The organism is Pseudomonas sp. TMW22080 (assembly GCF_022496745.1).
Taxonomy (GTDB): Bacteria; Pseudomonadota; Gammaproteobacteria; order Pseudomonadales; family Pseudomonadaceae; genus Aquipseudomonas; species Aquipseudomonas bubulae.
The window spans coordinates 812,047-827,250 of sequence record NZ_SCFF01000001.1 but is presented as its reverse complement, the minus strand read 5'-3'; the positions used below and the strand labels follow the sequence as shown (position 1 = coordinate 827,250).

The window sequence follows — 15,204 nt, the reverse complement described above, 5'->3', positions numbered from 1 at the left end:
GCGTAAATTTCGCGGCCTCAACGAAGCAAAGGGTGATTAGCTCAGCTGGGAGAGCATCTGCCTTACAAGCAGAGGGTCGGCGGTTCGATCCCGTCATCACCCACCACTTCTTGAGATTCTCGCAAGAGAAAGGTCGTTCCGAAAGGAGCTGCCACCGACGCGCAGCGGTAGTTCAGTCGGTTAGAATACCGGCCTGTCACGCCGGGGGTCGCGGGTTCGAGTCCCGTCCGCTGCGCCATATTTGTACAAGTCAGGTTCGCCTGGTTTGCGATTGAAAAGCACCGAAGCTCTTCAGTCACAGGTTTTAAAGTTTCAAACGGACGCAAGTCCGAGCGATACGCAGCGGTAGTTCAGTCGGTTAGAATACCGGCCTGTCACGCCGGGGGTCGCGGGTTCGAGTCCCGTCCGCTGCGCCATATTTGCTTCAGGGCCCTTGAACTCCCTGAAGCTACAAAAAAAGCGACCCCAGGGTCGCTTTTTTTGTGCCCGGGATTTTGTACGGACCCAGCCACTGTGGGAGCGAGCCTGCTCGCGAAGATGCCGGACTTGCCGGATAACCGCGAAGCTCTTGGCGCCTTCGCGAGCAGGCTCGCTCCCACAGTGGGGTCGAATGCGGTTTCAGGCCGCGATCCACGATCAGATGCGACAAACTGCCCGCGATTATCACCACTTGATGCACAATACGCCCCGTACCGTTCTCTTCAGGATTTTCAATGCTTATGTCATTCCCCGTGCGTGCCGTGGTAGTCGCTCTCGTGCTGACTGGCCTGGCAGGTTGCTCGTCGAAGAAAACTGCCATCTATGAACATGAAAACTTCGATGACTCCGGTACGTTCTCGCGCAATTACCCGGTGACCGACAAGACAGCCTGCGAATCAGCGCGGCGCGCCTTGCTTAGCCAGGGCTATATCATCACCAGCAATGACCCGAAAATGATCAGCGGCCACAAGAGCTTCCAGCAAACCGGCGAAAGCCATCTGGAGATCAGCTTCAACATTGTGTGTGCCGACGATGGCGGTTCTGAGCATCACGCCACCATGTTTGCCAATGCGCTGCAGGACCGTTACGCCCTGAAGAAAGTCAACAACTCTGCCAGTCTGGGTGTCGGTGTGCTGGGTTCGGTGTCGATGCCGATTGGTTCAACCGATGATTCGATGGTCAAAGTCGCCAGCGAGACGGTGTCTTCGGCGCAGTTCTATGACCGTTTTTTTGGCCTGGTCGAAGTGTTCCTGCCCAAGCCCAAGGAAGTCGTGAAAGCGGTAAAGGCGCCGCTAAAAGCCAAGCCTGATCTGGGCGTGCCTGAGCCAGCGCCAGTGCCGACTGAAGTGATTGTGCCTGCACCCCAGCCGGTTATTGTGCCCGAGCCAGTTGTGGCGCCTGCCAGCGAGCCTGTGCTGCTGCCCCCGGCCGCAGCCGAACCTGTTCTACCTGTGCTGGAGGCCCCGGTAACGGTACCTGCAGTGGTGGCGCCAGTCACGCCTGTGGTCGAGCCTGTGACCGAACCTGCCATCACCCCCGTACCTGCCGCCGTAGAGCCTTCCCCCGTTCAATAACTGTGCAGTAAATCTCAAAAGCTCTGCTACGTTTAACGATGAGTATTGACAGTGCCCGCGAAGGTGTCATTTTTCCTTCATGCGGGCACTTTATGCTCAGGCATGACTTAAACAAACAGACTGAAAAGGGATGCTGTATGGACGACTATCAGGAAGAGCTGCTTGAATACCAGGCCTTTGAACTGGACCCGCTGGAACCTGCCGACGATGCGACCGAGCTTTGAGCCCGGTGCAGCATCAGGCAGTCTGGCGCTGACGCCGTCGGTATTCTCCCGGCGTCTGCGCATTCCAGCGCTTGAAGGCCCGCTGAAACGCCTCGGCTGAGGCAAACCCCAACAAATAAGCGATTTCCCCGAAGGCCAGCTCCGTATCACGGATATAGGTCATGGCGAGGTCGCGGCGTGTGTCGTTGAGAATGGCGCGAAATTGCGTGCCTTCTTCGGCCAGCTTGCGGCGCAAGGTCCAGGTCGGCAGCTTGAGGCGTGCCGCCACTTCCTCCAGGTCGGGTTCGCGACCGCCATTGAGCAAAGGCCCCAGCAGTTGCGTAATGCGCTCGCGCAGGCTGCGGGTGCGGGTCATTTGCTCCAGTTCGCGCTCACACAGTTGCAACAGGTAGGCCCAGGTGCTGGGGCAGTGCTGCGGGTTGCGCAGGTCGAGGGTGGCGTGATTGAGGCGCAGCTGGTTGGTTTCTGCACGAAACTGCAGGGTCGAGCTGCCCAGCCCGTTGTAGCATTGGGCGTAATCCGGTTCGCTGAATTCGATATCGATCTGCTCGCAGCTCAAGGGCCGGGCTGCAACCGCGGACAGGTGCTGCAACCAGCCGGCAATGATCGAGTCCACCACAAAGCGGTTATAGGCGTTGTACGGGCTGATGGAGTAAAACCGCAGCCAGGCACCCTGGGCGTCTTCGTGCAGGCTTGACTGCCCGCGGTAGTTGGAGCCGTACAAGGGTTCGAAACGTATCAGGGTGCGGGCCGCTTCGCGCACTGTGGGTGCCTGGGCTGCGGTGACGCCGGCCAGGCCCACCTGGCCCAGACGGCTGAGTTGGCCCATACGCAGGCCCAGTGCCGGCTCGCCGGTCAGCATAATTGCGGCGTGGCCCAGGCGCATATAGCGCGGGATCGACAGGCGTGCCAGAGGCTGGGCCAGACGGGCCGGGTCAAGGCCGAACTGGTCGAGCAGGGGGGCCGGGTCGTGGCCGCAACTGCGCACGGCGTCGGCCAGGGACTGAACGAACCCGACCGATAGATCGCCCAGGCGCATCGGCAGCGGTTTCATCATTCTATAACCAGAGGTTCAGCAGTCGTGCACCGCTGCCAGGCTGGTCCGGGCTGGTCTGGCCGTTGCGGCTGATAAAGCCCTGGCCGGTGCTGTGCTTGTCCCAGAACTTGCCGCGCAAGAACACGGTGACGCCAGCGTTGGCGGTGCTGATGGGCAGGCTGCTGGTGAAGGTCAGGCGATGCCAGGCATCGCCCTCGGTGACTTCGCCGGGCTTGAGGCTGATTTCACTGGGCGTCGACACGCTTTTGTAACCGCCCCAGGGTTTGTCCCAAGTGGTTTTACCGACGATAAACGCGGGCACTGCGATCAGTTGCGCGCCTTTTTCGTTCAGCGTGCGGTAGTTCTCGGGGTACCAGCTGTCGCTGCCGATCAGGATGCCCAGGCGCCCGGCCGGGGTGTCGACCACATTCAGCTCATGATCGGGGCTGGGCTGGATATAGCTCTGTTCTTCATAGGTGGGCAGCAATTGGCGCTGCGGAGTGCCGATGGCGGCACCCTCGCGGTCAAACACCACGCTGCTGTTGTATAACGCGCCGGTGCCGACCAGCAGTTTGCCGTGTTCAATGCGCGGGTCGGGCAAGGCGATGCTGCCGGCCACCAGGGTTACCCCGAACTCTTTGGCCAGGCCGCCAAACAGGGTCTGGTAATCGTCGGCCATGCTGTTGGCTTTCATGCGCAGATGAGCATCGTTGACCCGGCTTTCGCCGTCAGCGCGCAACCATGCATTGGCAAAGGCCAGCGGGTTGCTGATGGCCAGCCAGTGCATCGCTTGATTGAGGTTGGCGGCTTGATACAGCTGGATTTTTTCACCGCGAAACATCAACCAGGAACCGATATGTTCCGGCAGTACCACTACGGTTTTGCCGTTGACCAGCCCGGCATCGCGGGCGCTGTTCAAGTAGGCCGCCAGTTTCAGATGGACCAGCGCCAGGCTTTGGTAGTCGCGGGGTGACAGGTCGGGCTCGATGCCCAGCAGGTTGCCGCGATCATTATTCACACCCTCGTTAATCGCGAGCTCGATGCGCAAGTCAGAAAGGTAGTGGCCAACATCCCGTTGCGTGGTCCACCAGGCATAACCGCCTGCAGCAGCAAAGAGGGCAATCAGTAAGGTGCAGCCAATTATTTTGCGCATATAAATAAAACAGACAGCTTTCAGCGGAATTCAATCTACAGGGTAGGCGGCGGTTGTTGGCTTGCCAAGGGGTGCTGCGCATTTGGGTTAATAATTTGTAACTTTGGGTCATTGAGTGGGGTCGGTTGAGTCTTTACTGTGCCTCAGATCAACGACGGGAGCCGCAGAGCATCCCGCGTTCCGTGATTTCGCCCGTTGTGGAGCCTACTGATGACCGCCACTCGCTACCCGCACTTGCTCGCCCCGCTGGATCTGGGTTTTACCACTTTGCGCAACCGCAGCCTGATGGGCTCGATGCACACCGGCCTGGAAGAAAAGCCCGGTGGCTTTGAACGCATGGCCGCCTACTTTGCCGAGCGTGCCCGGGGTGGCGTGGGCCTGATCGTCACGGGCGGCATTGCGCCCAACGACGAGGGTGGGGTGTACAGCGGTGCAGCCAAGCTGAGTACGGTGGAAGAGGCCGAAAAGCATGTGGTTGTGACCCGCGCAGTACACGATGCCGGCGGCAAGATCTGCCTGCAGATCCTCCACGCCGGGCGTTATGCCTACAGCCCGCGCCAGGTCGCGCCGAGTGCGATCCAGGCGCCGATCAACCCGTTCAAACCCAGGGAGCTGGATGAAGAGGGCATCGAAAAGCAGATCAGCGACTTCGTGACCTGCGCCAGGCTGGCCCAGAGTGCCGGCTATGACGGTGTCGAAATCATGGGGTCCGAGGGTTACCTGATTAACCAGTTCCTGGCGGCGCACACCAACCAGCGTACTGACCGTTGGGGTGGCAGCTACGAAAACCGCATGCGCCTGCCCGTGGAAATCGTGCGTCGCGTGCGCGAAGCCGTTGGCCCGAATTTCATCATTATCTATCGTCTGTCGATGCTCGATCTGGTGGCAGGCGGCAGCGTCTGGGAAGAGATCGTGCAACTGGCCAAGGCGGTCGAATCGGCCGGTGCGACCCTGATCAACACCGGTATTGGCTGGCATGAAGCGCGCATCCCGACCATCGCCACCAAAGTACCCCGTGCCGCGTTCAGCAAAGTCACCGCCAAGCTGCGCGGTTCGGTGAGTGTGCCGCTGATCACCACCAACCGCATCAACACCCCGGAAATCGCCGAGCAGATCCTGGCCGAAGGCGATGCCGATATGGTGTCGATGGCGCGGCCGTTTCTGGCTGATCCGGAGTTCGTCAACAAGGCGGCTGCCGGGCGCAGTGATGAGATCAACACCTGCATCGGCTGCAACCAGGCCTGCCTGGACCACACCTTCGGCGGCAAGCTGACCAGTTGCCTGGTCAATCCCCGAGCCTGCCACGAAACCGAACTCAATTATTTGCCGACCATTGCGGTGAAAAAAATCGCCGTGGTCGGTGCCGGCCCGGCCGGTCTGTCTGCGGCTAGCGTGGCGGCTGAGCGCGGGCATGAAGTGGTGCTGTTTGACGCAGCCAGCGAGATTGGCGGGCAGTTCAATGTGGCCAAGCGCATACCGGGCAAGGAAGAGTTCTTTGAAACCCTGCGTTACTTCAAGCGCAAACTGCAAACCACCGGTGTCGAGGTGTGCCTGAACACCCGGGTGGATGTGCAGCAACTGGTCGAAGGCAAGTTTGACGAAATCATCCTGGCCACCGGCATCGCACCGCGCACGCCGGCGATCCCGGGTATCGACCACCCCAAGGTTCTGAGCTATCTGGACGTGATCCTGGAGCGCAAGCCGGTGGGCGGTAAGGTTGCAGTGATTGGCGCGGGCGGTATTGGTTTTGACGTGTCGGAGTTTCTGGTGCACCAGGGGGTGTCTACCAGCCAGGACCGTGAAGCGTTCTGGAAAGAGTGGGGCATCGACACCGAGCTTGAGGCTCGCGGCGGTGTGGCCGGGATCAAGCCTCAGGTGCATGCCCCGGCGCGTCAGGTGTACTTGCTGCAACGCAAGGCCAGCAAGGTGGGTGACGGGCTGGGCAAGACCACTGGCTGGATCCATCGCGCCGGGCTGAAAAACAAGCAGGTGCAGATGCTCAACAGCGTGGAATACCTGAGCATCGACGATGCCGGTTTGCATGTGCGTATTGGCGAGGGCGAGCCGCAGGTATTGCCTGTAGACAATATTGTGATTTGCGCGGGGCAGGATCCGTTGCGTGAGTTGCAGGATGGCCTGGTTGCAGCGGGGCAGAGCGTGCATTTGATCGGCGGTGCCGATGTGGCGGCGGAACTGGATGCCAAGCGTGCGATTGATCAGGGGTCGAGATTGGCGGCGCAGCTGTAAAGCGCCCTCACCCTAACCCTCTCCCGGAGGGAGAGGGGACTGATTTGTGGCGTTGCGAAGATCTGCTTTGGCCTTTAGCCCCCTCTCACTTTGGGAGAGGGTTGGGGTGAGGGGCTTTGCTCTTAATGCACGATCTGGGCTAAAAACGCCTTGGCCCGCGGGCTTTTCGGGGCGTTGAAAAACTCCTCGGGCGGCGAGTCTTCAATCACCATGCCGCCATCCAGGAACAACACCCGCTCCGCCACCTGCCGGGCAAAACCCATTTCATGGGTCACGCACAACATGGTCATGCCACTGCCCGCCAGGTTGACCATCACATCCAGCACTTCGCTGACCATTTCCGGGTCCAGCGCCGAAGTCGGCTCATCGAACAACATGATTTTCGGTTCCATGCACAACGCCCGGGCAATGGCCACACGTTGCTGCTGGCCGCCGGACAACTGGCTCGGGTATTTATCAGCCTGGCTGGCAATGCCAACCTTGGTCAAAAAATGCTGGGCCAGTTCGATGGCTTTCTTGCGCGACAGGCCGCGCACCGACATCGGCGCCAGGATGCAGTTGTCCAGCACACTCATGTGCGGGAACAGGTTGAAATGCTGGAACACCATACCGATCTCACTGCGCACTTTCGCCGCTTCACGGGTTGGCAGCGCCAGGTCGGTGTCGTTGATCAGGATGCGACCCTGCTCGGCAATTTCCAGGCGGTTGATGCAGCGGATCAGCGTCGACTTGCCAGAGCCGGACGGGCCGCACAGCACAATGCGTTCACCTTCGCGCACCTTCAGGTCGATGCCCTTGAGCACGTGAAAAGCGCTGTAATATTTGTTCAGTCCGGCGATATCCACGACGACCTTGCGGGTGTCAGTGACTGGCGACACAGGATGAACGTAAGCAGGTTGTGCAAGCATGGTGTGTCTCCAGTGATCAGTGAAAACGCTCGGCGCTGTAGGGCGCAGGGTCGGTGAAAGGTTTTTCCCCGGTCATCATTTCGGCCAGCAGACGCCCGCTGACCGGGCCCAGGGTCAGGCCGTGGTGGGCGTGGCCAAAATTGAACCACAGGCCCTTGTGGCGGCTGCCAGGGCCAATCACCGGGCACATGTCCGGCAGGCACGGGCGCCGGCCCAGCCAGGGTTCGGCATCCACACGCTCACCCAGCGGGTACAGGCGTTGGGCGCGCTCCTCGCAGCGGCGCAACTGGATTTCGTTGATCGGGTCATCGCTGTCGGCAAATTCGATCCCGGTAGTCAGGCGAATACCGCCCACCATCGGTGCCAGCACATAACCGCCCACTGAATCCAGAATCGGGTGCTGCATGGTGTGGCCGTCTTTGGCCGCGTAATGCATGTGATAGCCGCGCTTGATTGCCAGGGGAATGCGATAGCCCAGCGGTTCGAAAATCGCCCGTGCTTGCGGGCCGAGGGCAATCACCACTTCGTTGCCGACGATCAGGCCCTTCTGGCTCTCGACCTGCCATTGCCCGGCCGTTGCCCGCAGGCTGGTGGCGTCACCGATGACAAAGGTGCCTCCACGCTTTACAAACAATTCGGCATAACCACGGGTCAGGCCGCCCGGGTCACTGACGGTCTTGGGATCGAGCCAGTGAATGCCTCCGATCACATCGTTATGCAGGCCCGGCTCCAGGGCGTGCACCTGCTGTTCGCCCAGTACCCGGTAGTTGAGCCTGTAGTCGCTCAAGGCCGCCGCATCGCGTTGGGCCTTGTCGAAGTCGGCCTGGGTGCGATAGACCTCGATCCAGCCGCTGTCATCGATCAGCGCAGTCACCCCGGCGGGCTCGGCCAGCAAGTCGTGTTCGCTGACGCATTGTTCAATCAGCGGCAGCATGGCCCGGGTGGCCCTGGCCAGCGCCTTGGGAGCGGATTGCTGCCAGTACTTCAACAGCCACGGCCCGGCCTTGGGCAGGTGCTTGAGGCTGTAGCGCACGTCTGATTGCTGGTTGAGGCCGTAGCGCAACAGGCGCGAAAGTTCCCGCGGGAACGAATAGGGGATCACGCTGGCGCGCTCGATCAGCCCGGCATTGCCGTGGCTGGTGCCGCTGCCTGGCTGGGCGCGGTCAAGCAGCACGACGCTGCGCCCACGAGCCTGGAGTTGCAACGCGGTACTGACGCCGACAATGCCGGCGCCCAGAACGATAGTGTCGCAGTGCATAAACAAATCCTTAAAACAGGGGGCCGTGTGCGCAGCCCGGGCAATGGGCTTACTGCAAATGGCGGCCGAGGCGGCCTTCGATCAGTTTCAGGCTGCGCCGCACCACTTCCACGATCAGCAGATACAGCACGGCGGCCCACAGGTAGACCTGAAAGTCGAAACTGCGCGAAAACGCCATCTTGGTCACGCCCATCAGGTCGTAAATGGTTACCAGCGAGGCAATCGCACTGGCCTTGATCATCAGGATCAGTTCATTGCCCAGCGGGCCGATGGCCACCAGCAACGATTGCGGCAGAATGATCTTGCGAAAGGTGGTCCAGCGCGACAGGTTCAGCGCTTTGCAGGCCTCACGCTGGCCCTGGGCCACGGAGAGGATACTGCCGCGCAGGATCTCGGCCTGGTACGCCGCCGTGTTGAGGGTGAAAGCCAGCAGGGTGCAGAACCACGCATCGCGGAAAAACCACCACAGGCCCACGTCCTGCCAGAAGCCCTTGAACGAGCCGAGGCCGTAGTACAGCAAAAACAGTTGCGCCAGCAGCGGTGAGCCGCGGAAAAAGTACACGTAGGCACCGGTAAAACTGCGCAAGAAGCGGTTGCTCGACAAACGCCCCAGGGCGATCAGCAAGCCGAGCAAAGCCCCCAGGGTAAAGGAAATCGCCACCAGTTTGCCGGTGACCAGCAGCCCGTCGATAAACCGCGGGCCGTAGCGTTCCAGCAGGTCGGGGTTGAGAAACATGTTTTGCAGATCCGCCAGACTCATGGCTGCGCGCTCCGTTGATGGCGGCTGAAGTAGCGTTCAAGAAAGGCGAACAGACGCCCGGAAATCGCCGAGAAAAACAGATAACCCAGGCAAGCGACGGTGTAGAACAGCATCGGCTCTTTGGTCACGCTGACCGCCAGGTTGGTCTGGCGCATCAGGTCCACCAGGGAAATGGTCGACACCAGCGAGGTGTCCTTAAGCAGCGACAGCCAGTTGTTCGACAGCCCCGGCAGGGCGATGCGTGCCAGTTGTGGCAGTACCACCTTGCGAAAGGTGGTGAATTTGCTCATGCCCAGTGCCGAGGCCGCTTCGAACTGGCCCTTGGGAATGGTTTTAAACGCACCCAGCCAGATCTCGCTCGAGAAGGCGGCAAATACCAGGCTGAAAGCCACCATCGCAGCGACGAAGGTATTGATCGTCACCTGCGCGTCGTAGCCCATCATGGCGAGCAGCTTTTGGGCGGCGATCTGGCAGCCGTAATAAATGATCAGCAGGGTCAGCAGTTCCGGCAAACCACGAAAGACCGTGGAAAAGGTCGTCGCCCACGCCCGCAGCCAACGGTTTTTCGAGCGTGCCGCCACCGCCACGACCAGGCCCAGGGGCAAGCCGATAGGCAGGCAGCTCAAGGCCAGGGCAATGGTCACCAGCGCGCCGGCGAGCAACGCCGAGCCCCAGCCGCCACTGGCAAAAGAAAGAAGTGAGAGTTGATCGAGCATGCTCGAATCCCCGGGCAAAAGTGGGCCGAAGTTCAGCCGCCGCGCACGTTACGTGCGCAGGGCAGGGTCATTGGCAGGGAGGCCCTCAAGCGAGGGCAGGCGACTCAGTAAATGTCGAAGTCGAAGTACTTGCTGCTGATCTTTTTATAGGTGCCGTCAGCCACGATTTCGTCCAGCGCCTTGTTGAAGCGCTCGCGCAGCACGGTATCGCTCTGGCGTACGGCAATAGCGGCGTCGGCATTGGTGCCGTTAACGTCACCGATGATTTTGCAGCAGTCGTCGCTGGCTTTGTTGATCCATTCCAGCAGCGGGAATTTGTCGGCAATCACCGCATCGACACGACCGTTTTTCAGCTCGGCGTTGGCCTCGTCCAGGGTCGGGTACAGGTTGAGCTTGGCGCCGGCTTTTTCGTAGTGGTCTTCGGCGTAGATACCCTGGGTTGCAGCGCCCTGGGCACCGATGGTGCGGCCCTTGAAGTCGATCTGCGCATCGGTGATATCAGAGTCTTTAGGCACGGCGATCGACAGCGGGGTGCGGTAGTAGTGATTGGTAAACGCGATCTTCTTTTTGCGTTCATCGGTCACGATCATCGACGCGACGATGGCGTCGTATTTTTTCGCCATCAGCCCCGGGATAATACCGTCCCAGTCCTGGGCAACAATCTTGCATTGCGCGTTCATGCGCTCGCACAGGGCATTGGTGATGTCGACGTCAAAGCCGGACACCGTGCCGTCCGAGTTGGTGGTGTTGAAGGGAGGGTAGGCGCCTTCGGTGGCGATAGTCAGCGTGTCGGCCTGAGCGTTGGCTGCAACGGCGGCCACCAGTGCGCATGCACTTGCAAAGCGAATGACGTATTTCATCTAGCACCTCGTTTTATTGTTTTGATCCGGGTGAGGATGTGTAGCCCACGAACTCATTGTGTAAGGCCGCGGTTGCCTCAAGACGCTTTTCAACGTCAGGCCCCAGTTGTTTGCACACTTCATTGATCAGCAAATGCACCAGCGACAGCATGGCCGCGGTGGACTCCCAGAACAGGTTGAACTCGGTGGGCACGCGAAACACTTCATTGGCGCTCTGGTCGGCCCAGTCGCAGAAGGTATCGGTGACCAGCGTGACTTCGATACCGGCCTCGCGTGCCTTGCGGCACAATAACTGGGCGTGGCGCGAGTAGCGACGGGCTTCAAACACCACCAGGGCGCAGTCTGCGGGCGGGCACAGCAGTACATCGGCGTAATGCCCGGCGGCGCCGTCGACCAGCTGCACGCCATCGCGCAGGTATTGCAGTAAATGCACCATCGAGGCGGCGATGCCGCGCTCGGTCTGGAAGCCTGCGACAAACACCTTGGGCCGCGTGGCCAGGCGCTGGCTGACGGCACGCCACTGCGGGGTGAGGCTGTATTCGTAGACCTTGACCAGCGCCCCGACTTCCAGCTCGAAGCTGCGCGGCAGGGCCTGCGGGCTCTGGCTCGACTGCTGGCGGAATTCTTGCAAGCGATCACCGACCAGCCACGGGCCATCGCCCAGGTCGTCCTTGAGATCGTTTTTCAAATCCTTGAAATGGCTATAGCCCAGGGCACGGCAAAAGCGCCCCACACTGGACTCGCTGACCCCCAGTTTGCTGGCGATGTCGGCGGCGGTCTGAAAGGGCAGCTCGTAGAGATTGGCCAGCATGTAGCTGGCAATCGCCCGGCCCGAGGGGGCGGCGGTTGACAGACTGCTTTCAAGGCGTTGTTTAATCGGCTGGCTCACGACTGCTTCCTGTTTTTATTTCAGCGCGTTGCAGAAAGTGAATGTTTTCTGTCATTAAGTCAACAATTGACAGAGAACTGTCATCGAAGGATAGTTTGCCTCAGACAAAAATAATCAGACTGGAGCCCCAGAATGTCATCCACGCAGTCGCTTTCCCTCGCCGAATTGACCGCCTTGCTGCAACGGATTTTTGAGCGTCATGGCACCTCGCCGGAGGTTGCCGAGGTACTGGCGGACAACTGCGCCCGGGCGCAGCGCGATGGTTCCTATAGCCATGGGGTATTCCGCATTCCGGGTTATCTGTCATCACTGGCCAGCAACTGGGTCAATGGCCAGGCGGTGCCGGTTGTAGAAGACGTTGCCAGCGGGTTTATCCGCGTGGATGCGGCGGGGGGCTTTGCCCAGCCTGCATTGGCGGCCGCCCGCGAGTTGCTGGTGGCAAAAGCCCGCAGTGCCGGGATTGCGGTGCTGGCGATTCGTAACTCCCATCACTTCGCCGCGCTCTGGCCGGATGTCGAGCCGTTTGCCGAAGAAGGCCTGGTGGCCTTGAGCGTGGTCAACAGCATGACCTGCGTAGTGCCTCACGGTGCACAAAAACCGTTGTTTGGCACCAACCCGATTGCCTTTGCCGCACCCTGTGCGGATGGCAATCCGATCGTATTCGACCTGGCCACCAGTGCGATTGCCCACGGCGACGTGCAAATTGCCGCTCGTAAAGGCCACTCGTTGCCTGCCGGCATGGGCGTAGACAAGCAGGGTGAGCCCACTGAAGACCCGAAAGCCATCCTCGACGGCGGCGCTTTGCTGCCCTTTGGCGGGCACAAGGGCTCGGCGCTGTCGATGATGGTCGAGTTGCTGGCGGCGGCGCTGACGGGGGGTAATTTCTCGTTTGAGTTTGACTGGTCGAAACACCCGGGTGCACAAACCCCGTGGACCGGCCAATTGCTGATCGTGATCGACCCGAGCAAATCTGGCGGCAACAGCTTTGCCCAGCGCAGCGCAGAACTGGTTCGGCAGATGCATGCAGTAGGGCTTGAGCGCATGCCGGGTGACCGGCGCTTTATCGAGCGGGCCAAATCGTTGAGCGAAGGCATCCCGCTGGGGGCTGAAGAGCTGGCCAAATTGCGTGAGCTGGCGGGGTAACTGCGCCAAGGATCCGTTTGGTAAACGCCGCTAAACCTGTGGGAGCGGGCTTGCTCGCGATAGCATCACCGCGGTTTTCCAGATAACCGGCGTGGCCTGCATTGCGAGCAAGCCCGCTCCCACAATCCACCTGCGCGCATCAGGTTTGGGGAGTGGCTTACAACGCCAGAAACTGCCGTATCAGATTGGGCGTACACCCCGTCCAGCGTTTCAGGGCCCGGCGAAAGTTCGCCGGGTCGTTGAAGTTCAGGTACTCGGCCACCGCTTCATTGCTCAGCCCCTTGATCTGGTAAAGATACAGCGCCATATGCTTGCGCGCCTGATCCTGCTGGGCCTGAAAGTGGGTGCCGTGCTTGTTCAGCTTGCGCTTGAGGGTGGCCTGGCTCACCGAAAAATGCTGCGCGGCCTGCTCAAGGCCCGGAGCCTCCCGGGCATTGTTGCGCAAGTACACATACAGCCGGTCAAGCAGGCTGGCGCGAAAGCCCAGGCTGTGCAACTGCTCCTGTGCCTGTTGATAGGCCACTTGGCGGGCAATGGCCGAGGCATTCGGCCAGGGCCGGGTCAGGTATTCACGGGGCAGGCGCATCATGTCCAGCTGGCAGCCAAACTGGGTGTTCTCCCCCAGATGTACCCAGTACTGCTCCACATAATGCGGCTCGGCATGGCTGAAACTGCATTCCCACGGCAGGCGCTCGCCACTGAGCCACTGACTCATGGCCATCAGCGCCGTCATACTGGCCTCCAGTACAAAACGCAATTGCTCCTGGGCCCCACAACTGTCGAGCCAGTACACATAGGCGTATTTGTCGTCCAGCAACAGCCGCGGGGTGAGCAAGGGGCTGAGCAGGGCGCGGTGATGGATCAGGGTTTCCAGGGCCTGCTGCAGGTTCTGTGCCTGCTGCAGGGCGTGGCTGGCCGGGCCGTAATGCCCCGGCCACAGGCGCTGGCCAAACAGAAAACTGCTGTCATCGGCTTCGAGTAAGCGTTGTGCATTGGCGATCAGGGTAAAACACTGCTGGGGGCTGAGGCGCGTGTGCCCGGCGACGATGTCCTCGTAAAACAGCCCGGTACCGCGCAGCAGGCGATGGCTGTCGATATCCCGCGACAACGCCAGATCAATCAGGGTCGCAGGTTGATAGTGCCCGGCAATAAAGCGGCTGTCGGCTTCGTACCAGCGGCTGTCCAGGGTCATGCGCGTTTGCTCCGTGGCGGCTTGGCCCGCACCAGTGTCAGGTTCAGGCGCTTGAGCAGCTCATCGGGCGCTTCGTTGACGGCCATCACCACCGCGGTACTGGCCGACAGATACACCCGTTCACCCTGTTGGCGGGTTTTGTGGGCCAGGCTCTGTACCGCCTGCTGCAGTTCCAGCGCCAGCAAGCGGGCCTGACTCTCGCCGGTATTAGGCAACAGCACCACAAAACGGTCACCGGCCAGCCTGCAGAGCAGATCGTGGCGACGCAGGTTGAGCAGCAGCAACTGGCTGAGGGCCTGCAACACGGCATCACCTTCGGCGTGGCCGTAATGCTGGTTGATGGACGTGAAATCGTCGATATCCAGCGCCAGCAGTGACAGCGGCTGTTGCTGCTCGACGCTTTGCGCCAGGCAGTCGCTGACCTGGTGCTTGAGGTAACCGGCGCCGCCCAGAGGGGTGAGTTTGTCGAACAGCCGGTGCTCGCGAAATACCCGCTCGCGCTTCTCCATCTGTTGATTGATAGCCTGCTGCTCGCGGTGCCAATGAAACAGGCCGATGGTCAGCAGAATCATGCCGACGGGCATGGGTGCCGACTCCATCCAGTGATCCCAGCCAATATGTTTGGGCAGGCGGATAAACTCGTCGAGCACATCCACCCACCAGGAAAAAAACATAAAGCACAGGCCGTACGCCAGGTAGTTGGTGACCCGCCCGGTGGGCCGGCTTTTAATCACCAGCCCCAGCCAGAACAGCATAAACAGGGCGGTGCCGCCTTCGCCGAAGATATCCAGCCAGTGCCATTCGCTGAAGGCCTTGGGCGTGCCGAATGCCAGGTTGAGCAGTACCGCGGCATTGGCGGCCAGCAGCAGTAAACCAAGCTTGTAGCGATGGTGTTTAAGGACGTTTAACCAAGTCATCACAGTTCTACCCAAACCTATTGCCGGTCAGCAGAGCAGAGCGGTGTGACAACTGTATGACGGGGCTTGCGGGTCGAATCAGCTCAGGTGTGTGGTGAAAAAAAAGTTAAACGCAAGCTCGTGGTTGCACCCGATTTCGTAGCAGCTGCCGAAGGAACGAGGCTGCGTTCGATTGCGCAGCAATCGTAAATGCGGGGTGTCGGACTGACCTTAAATACCGCACAACCTGATTTTACGACGACTCCGTCGTCGAACGCAGCCTCGTTCCTTCGGCAGCTGCTACGGGGGGCGATCCTTTCGTAATCAGGTCAAATCAGCTCATTTACCCCTTTCTCACTACTTGAAACC

The 15,204-nt window shown here is 60.3% G+C and carries 14 protein-coding genes and 3 tRNA genes; 7 read left to right on the top strand and 10 right to left on the bottom strand.

The window, feature by feature from the left end; genetic code table 11:
* Window positions 1-30 precede the first annotated feature (30 nt).
* The 5 genes from EQV96_RS03565 to EQV96_RS03545 all read left to right on the top strand — a co-directional run bounded on the left by EQV96_RS03565 (window position 31) and on the right by EQV96_RS03545 (window position 1,777).
* A tRNA-Val gene (locus EQV96_RS03565) sits at window positions 31-106 on the top strand.
* A gap of 55 nt (window positions 107-161) precedes the next feature.
* Window positions 162-238, top strand: a tRNA-Asp gene (locus tag EQV96_RS03560).
* Between the two features lie 101 nt (window positions 239-339).
* A tRNA-Asp gene (locus EQV96_RS03555) sits at window positions 340-416 on the top strand.
* 297 nt (window positions 417-713) lie between these two features.
* Window positions 714-1,553 carry a DUF2242 domain-containing protein gene (locus EQV96_RS03550; RefSeq protein WP_095024521.1) on the top strand — a complete coding sequence of 280 codons (840 nt, stop codon included), beginning with the start codon at window positions 714-716 and terminating at the stop codon, window positions 1,551-1,553.
* Between the two features lie 38 nt (window positions 1,554-1,591).
* Window positions 1,592-1,777: a hypothetical protein gene (locus tag EQV96_RS03545; RefSeq protein WP_130871641.1), complete on the top strand. Its 186-nt coding sequence runs from the start codon at window positions 1,592-1,594 to the stop codon at window positions 1,775-1,777.
* A 13-nt stretch (window positions 1,778-1,790) separates the two neighbouring features.
* On the opposite strand, the gene EQV96_RS03540 is transcribed toward EQV96_RS03545, so the two are convergent.
* Window positions 1,791-2,831 (bottom strand): AraC family transcriptional regulator, encoded by a 1,041-nt coding sequence (locus EQV96_RS03540; protein ID WP_095019774.1) that lies wholly within the window; start codon window positions 2,829-2,831, stop codon window positions 1,791-1,793.
* A 4-nt stretch (window positions 2,832-2,835) separates the two neighbouring features.
* Window positions 2,836-3,966 carry a carbon-nitrogen hydrolase family protein gene (locus EQV96_RS03535; RefSeq protein WP_095024522.1) on the bottom strand — a complete coding sequence of 377 codons (1,131 nt, stop codon included), beginning with the start codon at window positions 3,964-3,966 and terminating at the stop codon, window positions 2,836-2,838.
* A 210-nt stretch (window positions 3,967-4,176) separates the two neighbouring features.
* Here EQV96_RS03535 and EQV96_RS03530 point away from each other — a divergent pair, with 210 nt between their 5' ends.
* Window positions 4,177-6,213, top strand: a complete 2,037-nt coding sequence (locus EQV96_RS03530; RefSeq protein WP_095000606.1) for an NADPH-dependent 2,4-dienoyl-CoA reductase — start codon at window positions 4,177-4,179, stop codon at window positions 6,211-6,213.
* Window positions 6,214-6,335: 122 nt separating this feature from the next.
* Here EQV96_RS03530 and EQV96_RS03525 read toward each other — a convergent pair whose 3' ends face one another.
* The 6 genes from EQV96_RS03525 to EQV96_RS03500 all read right to left on the bottom strand — a co-directional run bounded on the left by EQV96_RS03525 (window position 6,336) and on the right by EQV96_RS03500 (window position 11,604).
* The gene (locus tag EQV96_RS03525) at window positions 6,336-7,121 is read right to left on the bottom strand and encodes an amino acid ABC transporter ATP-binding protein (RefSeq protein ID WP_095000605.1); all 786 of its coding nucleotides are present in this window, start codon (window positions 7,119-7,121) and stop codon (window positions 6,336-6,338) included.
* Window positions 7,122-7,137: 16 nt separating this feature from the next.
* Window positions 7,138-8,379 carry an FAD-dependent oxidoreductase gene (locus tag EQV96_RS03520; RefSeq protein ID WP_095000604.1) on the bottom strand — a complete coding sequence of 414 codons (1,242 nt, stop codon included), beginning with the start codon at window positions 8,377-8,379 and terminating at the stop codon, window positions 7,138-7,140.
* A gap of 49 nt (window positions 8,380-8,428) precedes the next feature.
* Window positions 8,429-9,139, bottom strand: coding sequence for an ABC transporter permease subunit (locus tag EQV96_RS03515; RefSeq protein ID WP_095000603.1), 711 nt, complete (start codon window positions 9,137-9,139; stop codon window positions 8,429-8,431).
* A complete protein-coding gene (locus EQV96_RS03510; RefSeq protein ID WP_095032465.1) occupies window positions 9,136-9,855 on the bottom strand; it encodes an ABC transporter permease subunit in 720 nt (239 codons plus the stop codon). The genes EQV96_RS03515 and EQV96_RS03510 overlap by 4 nt, the downstream gene beginning before the upstream one ends.
* 104 nt (window positions 9,856-9,959) lie before the next feature.
* Complete coding sequence (locus EQV96_RS03505; protein WP_095000601.1) at window positions 9,960-10,715, bottom strand: transporter substrate-binding domain-containing protein; 756 nt, start codon at window positions 10,713-10,715, stop codon at window positions 9,960-9,962.
* 13 nt (window positions 10,716-10,728) lie between these two features.
* A complete protein-coding gene (locus EQV96_RS03500; protein WP_095024524.1) occupies window positions 10,729-11,604 on the bottom strand; it encodes a MurR/RpiR family transcriptional regulator in 876 nt (291 codons plus the stop codon).
* A 132-nt stretch (window positions 11,605-11,736) separates the two neighbouring features.
* Between EQV96_RS03500 and EQV96_RS03495 the strand changes: the two genes are divergently transcribed.
* On the top strand, window positions 11,737-12,747 hold the full coding sequence (locus tag EQV96_RS03495) for an Ldh family oxidoreductase (RefSeq protein ID WP_240881362.1): 1,011 nt from the start codon (window positions 11,737-11,739) through the stop codon (window positions 12,745-12,747).
* Window positions 12,748-12,904: 157 nt separating this feature from the next.
* Here EQV96_RS03495 and EQV96_RS03490 read toward each other — a convergent pair whose 3' ends face one another.
* Together EQV96_RS03490 and EQV96_RS03485 are read right to left on the bottom strand one after the other, a co-directional pair.
* Entirely contained in the window at window positions 12,905-13,939 is a 1,035-nt protein-coding gene (locus EQV96_RS03490; protein ID WP_095000598.1) for an AraC family transcriptional regulator, read from the bottom strand.
* Window positions 13,936-14,856 (bottom strand): GGDEF domain-containing protein, encoded by a 921-nt coding sequence (locus tag EQV96_RS03485; protein WP_095000597.1) that lies wholly within the window; start codon window positions 14,854-14,856, stop codon window positions 13,936-13,938. Before EQV96_RS03485 ends, EQV96_RS03490 begins: the two co-directional genes overlap by 4 nt.
* Window positions 14,857-15,204: the final 348 nt, after the last annotated feature.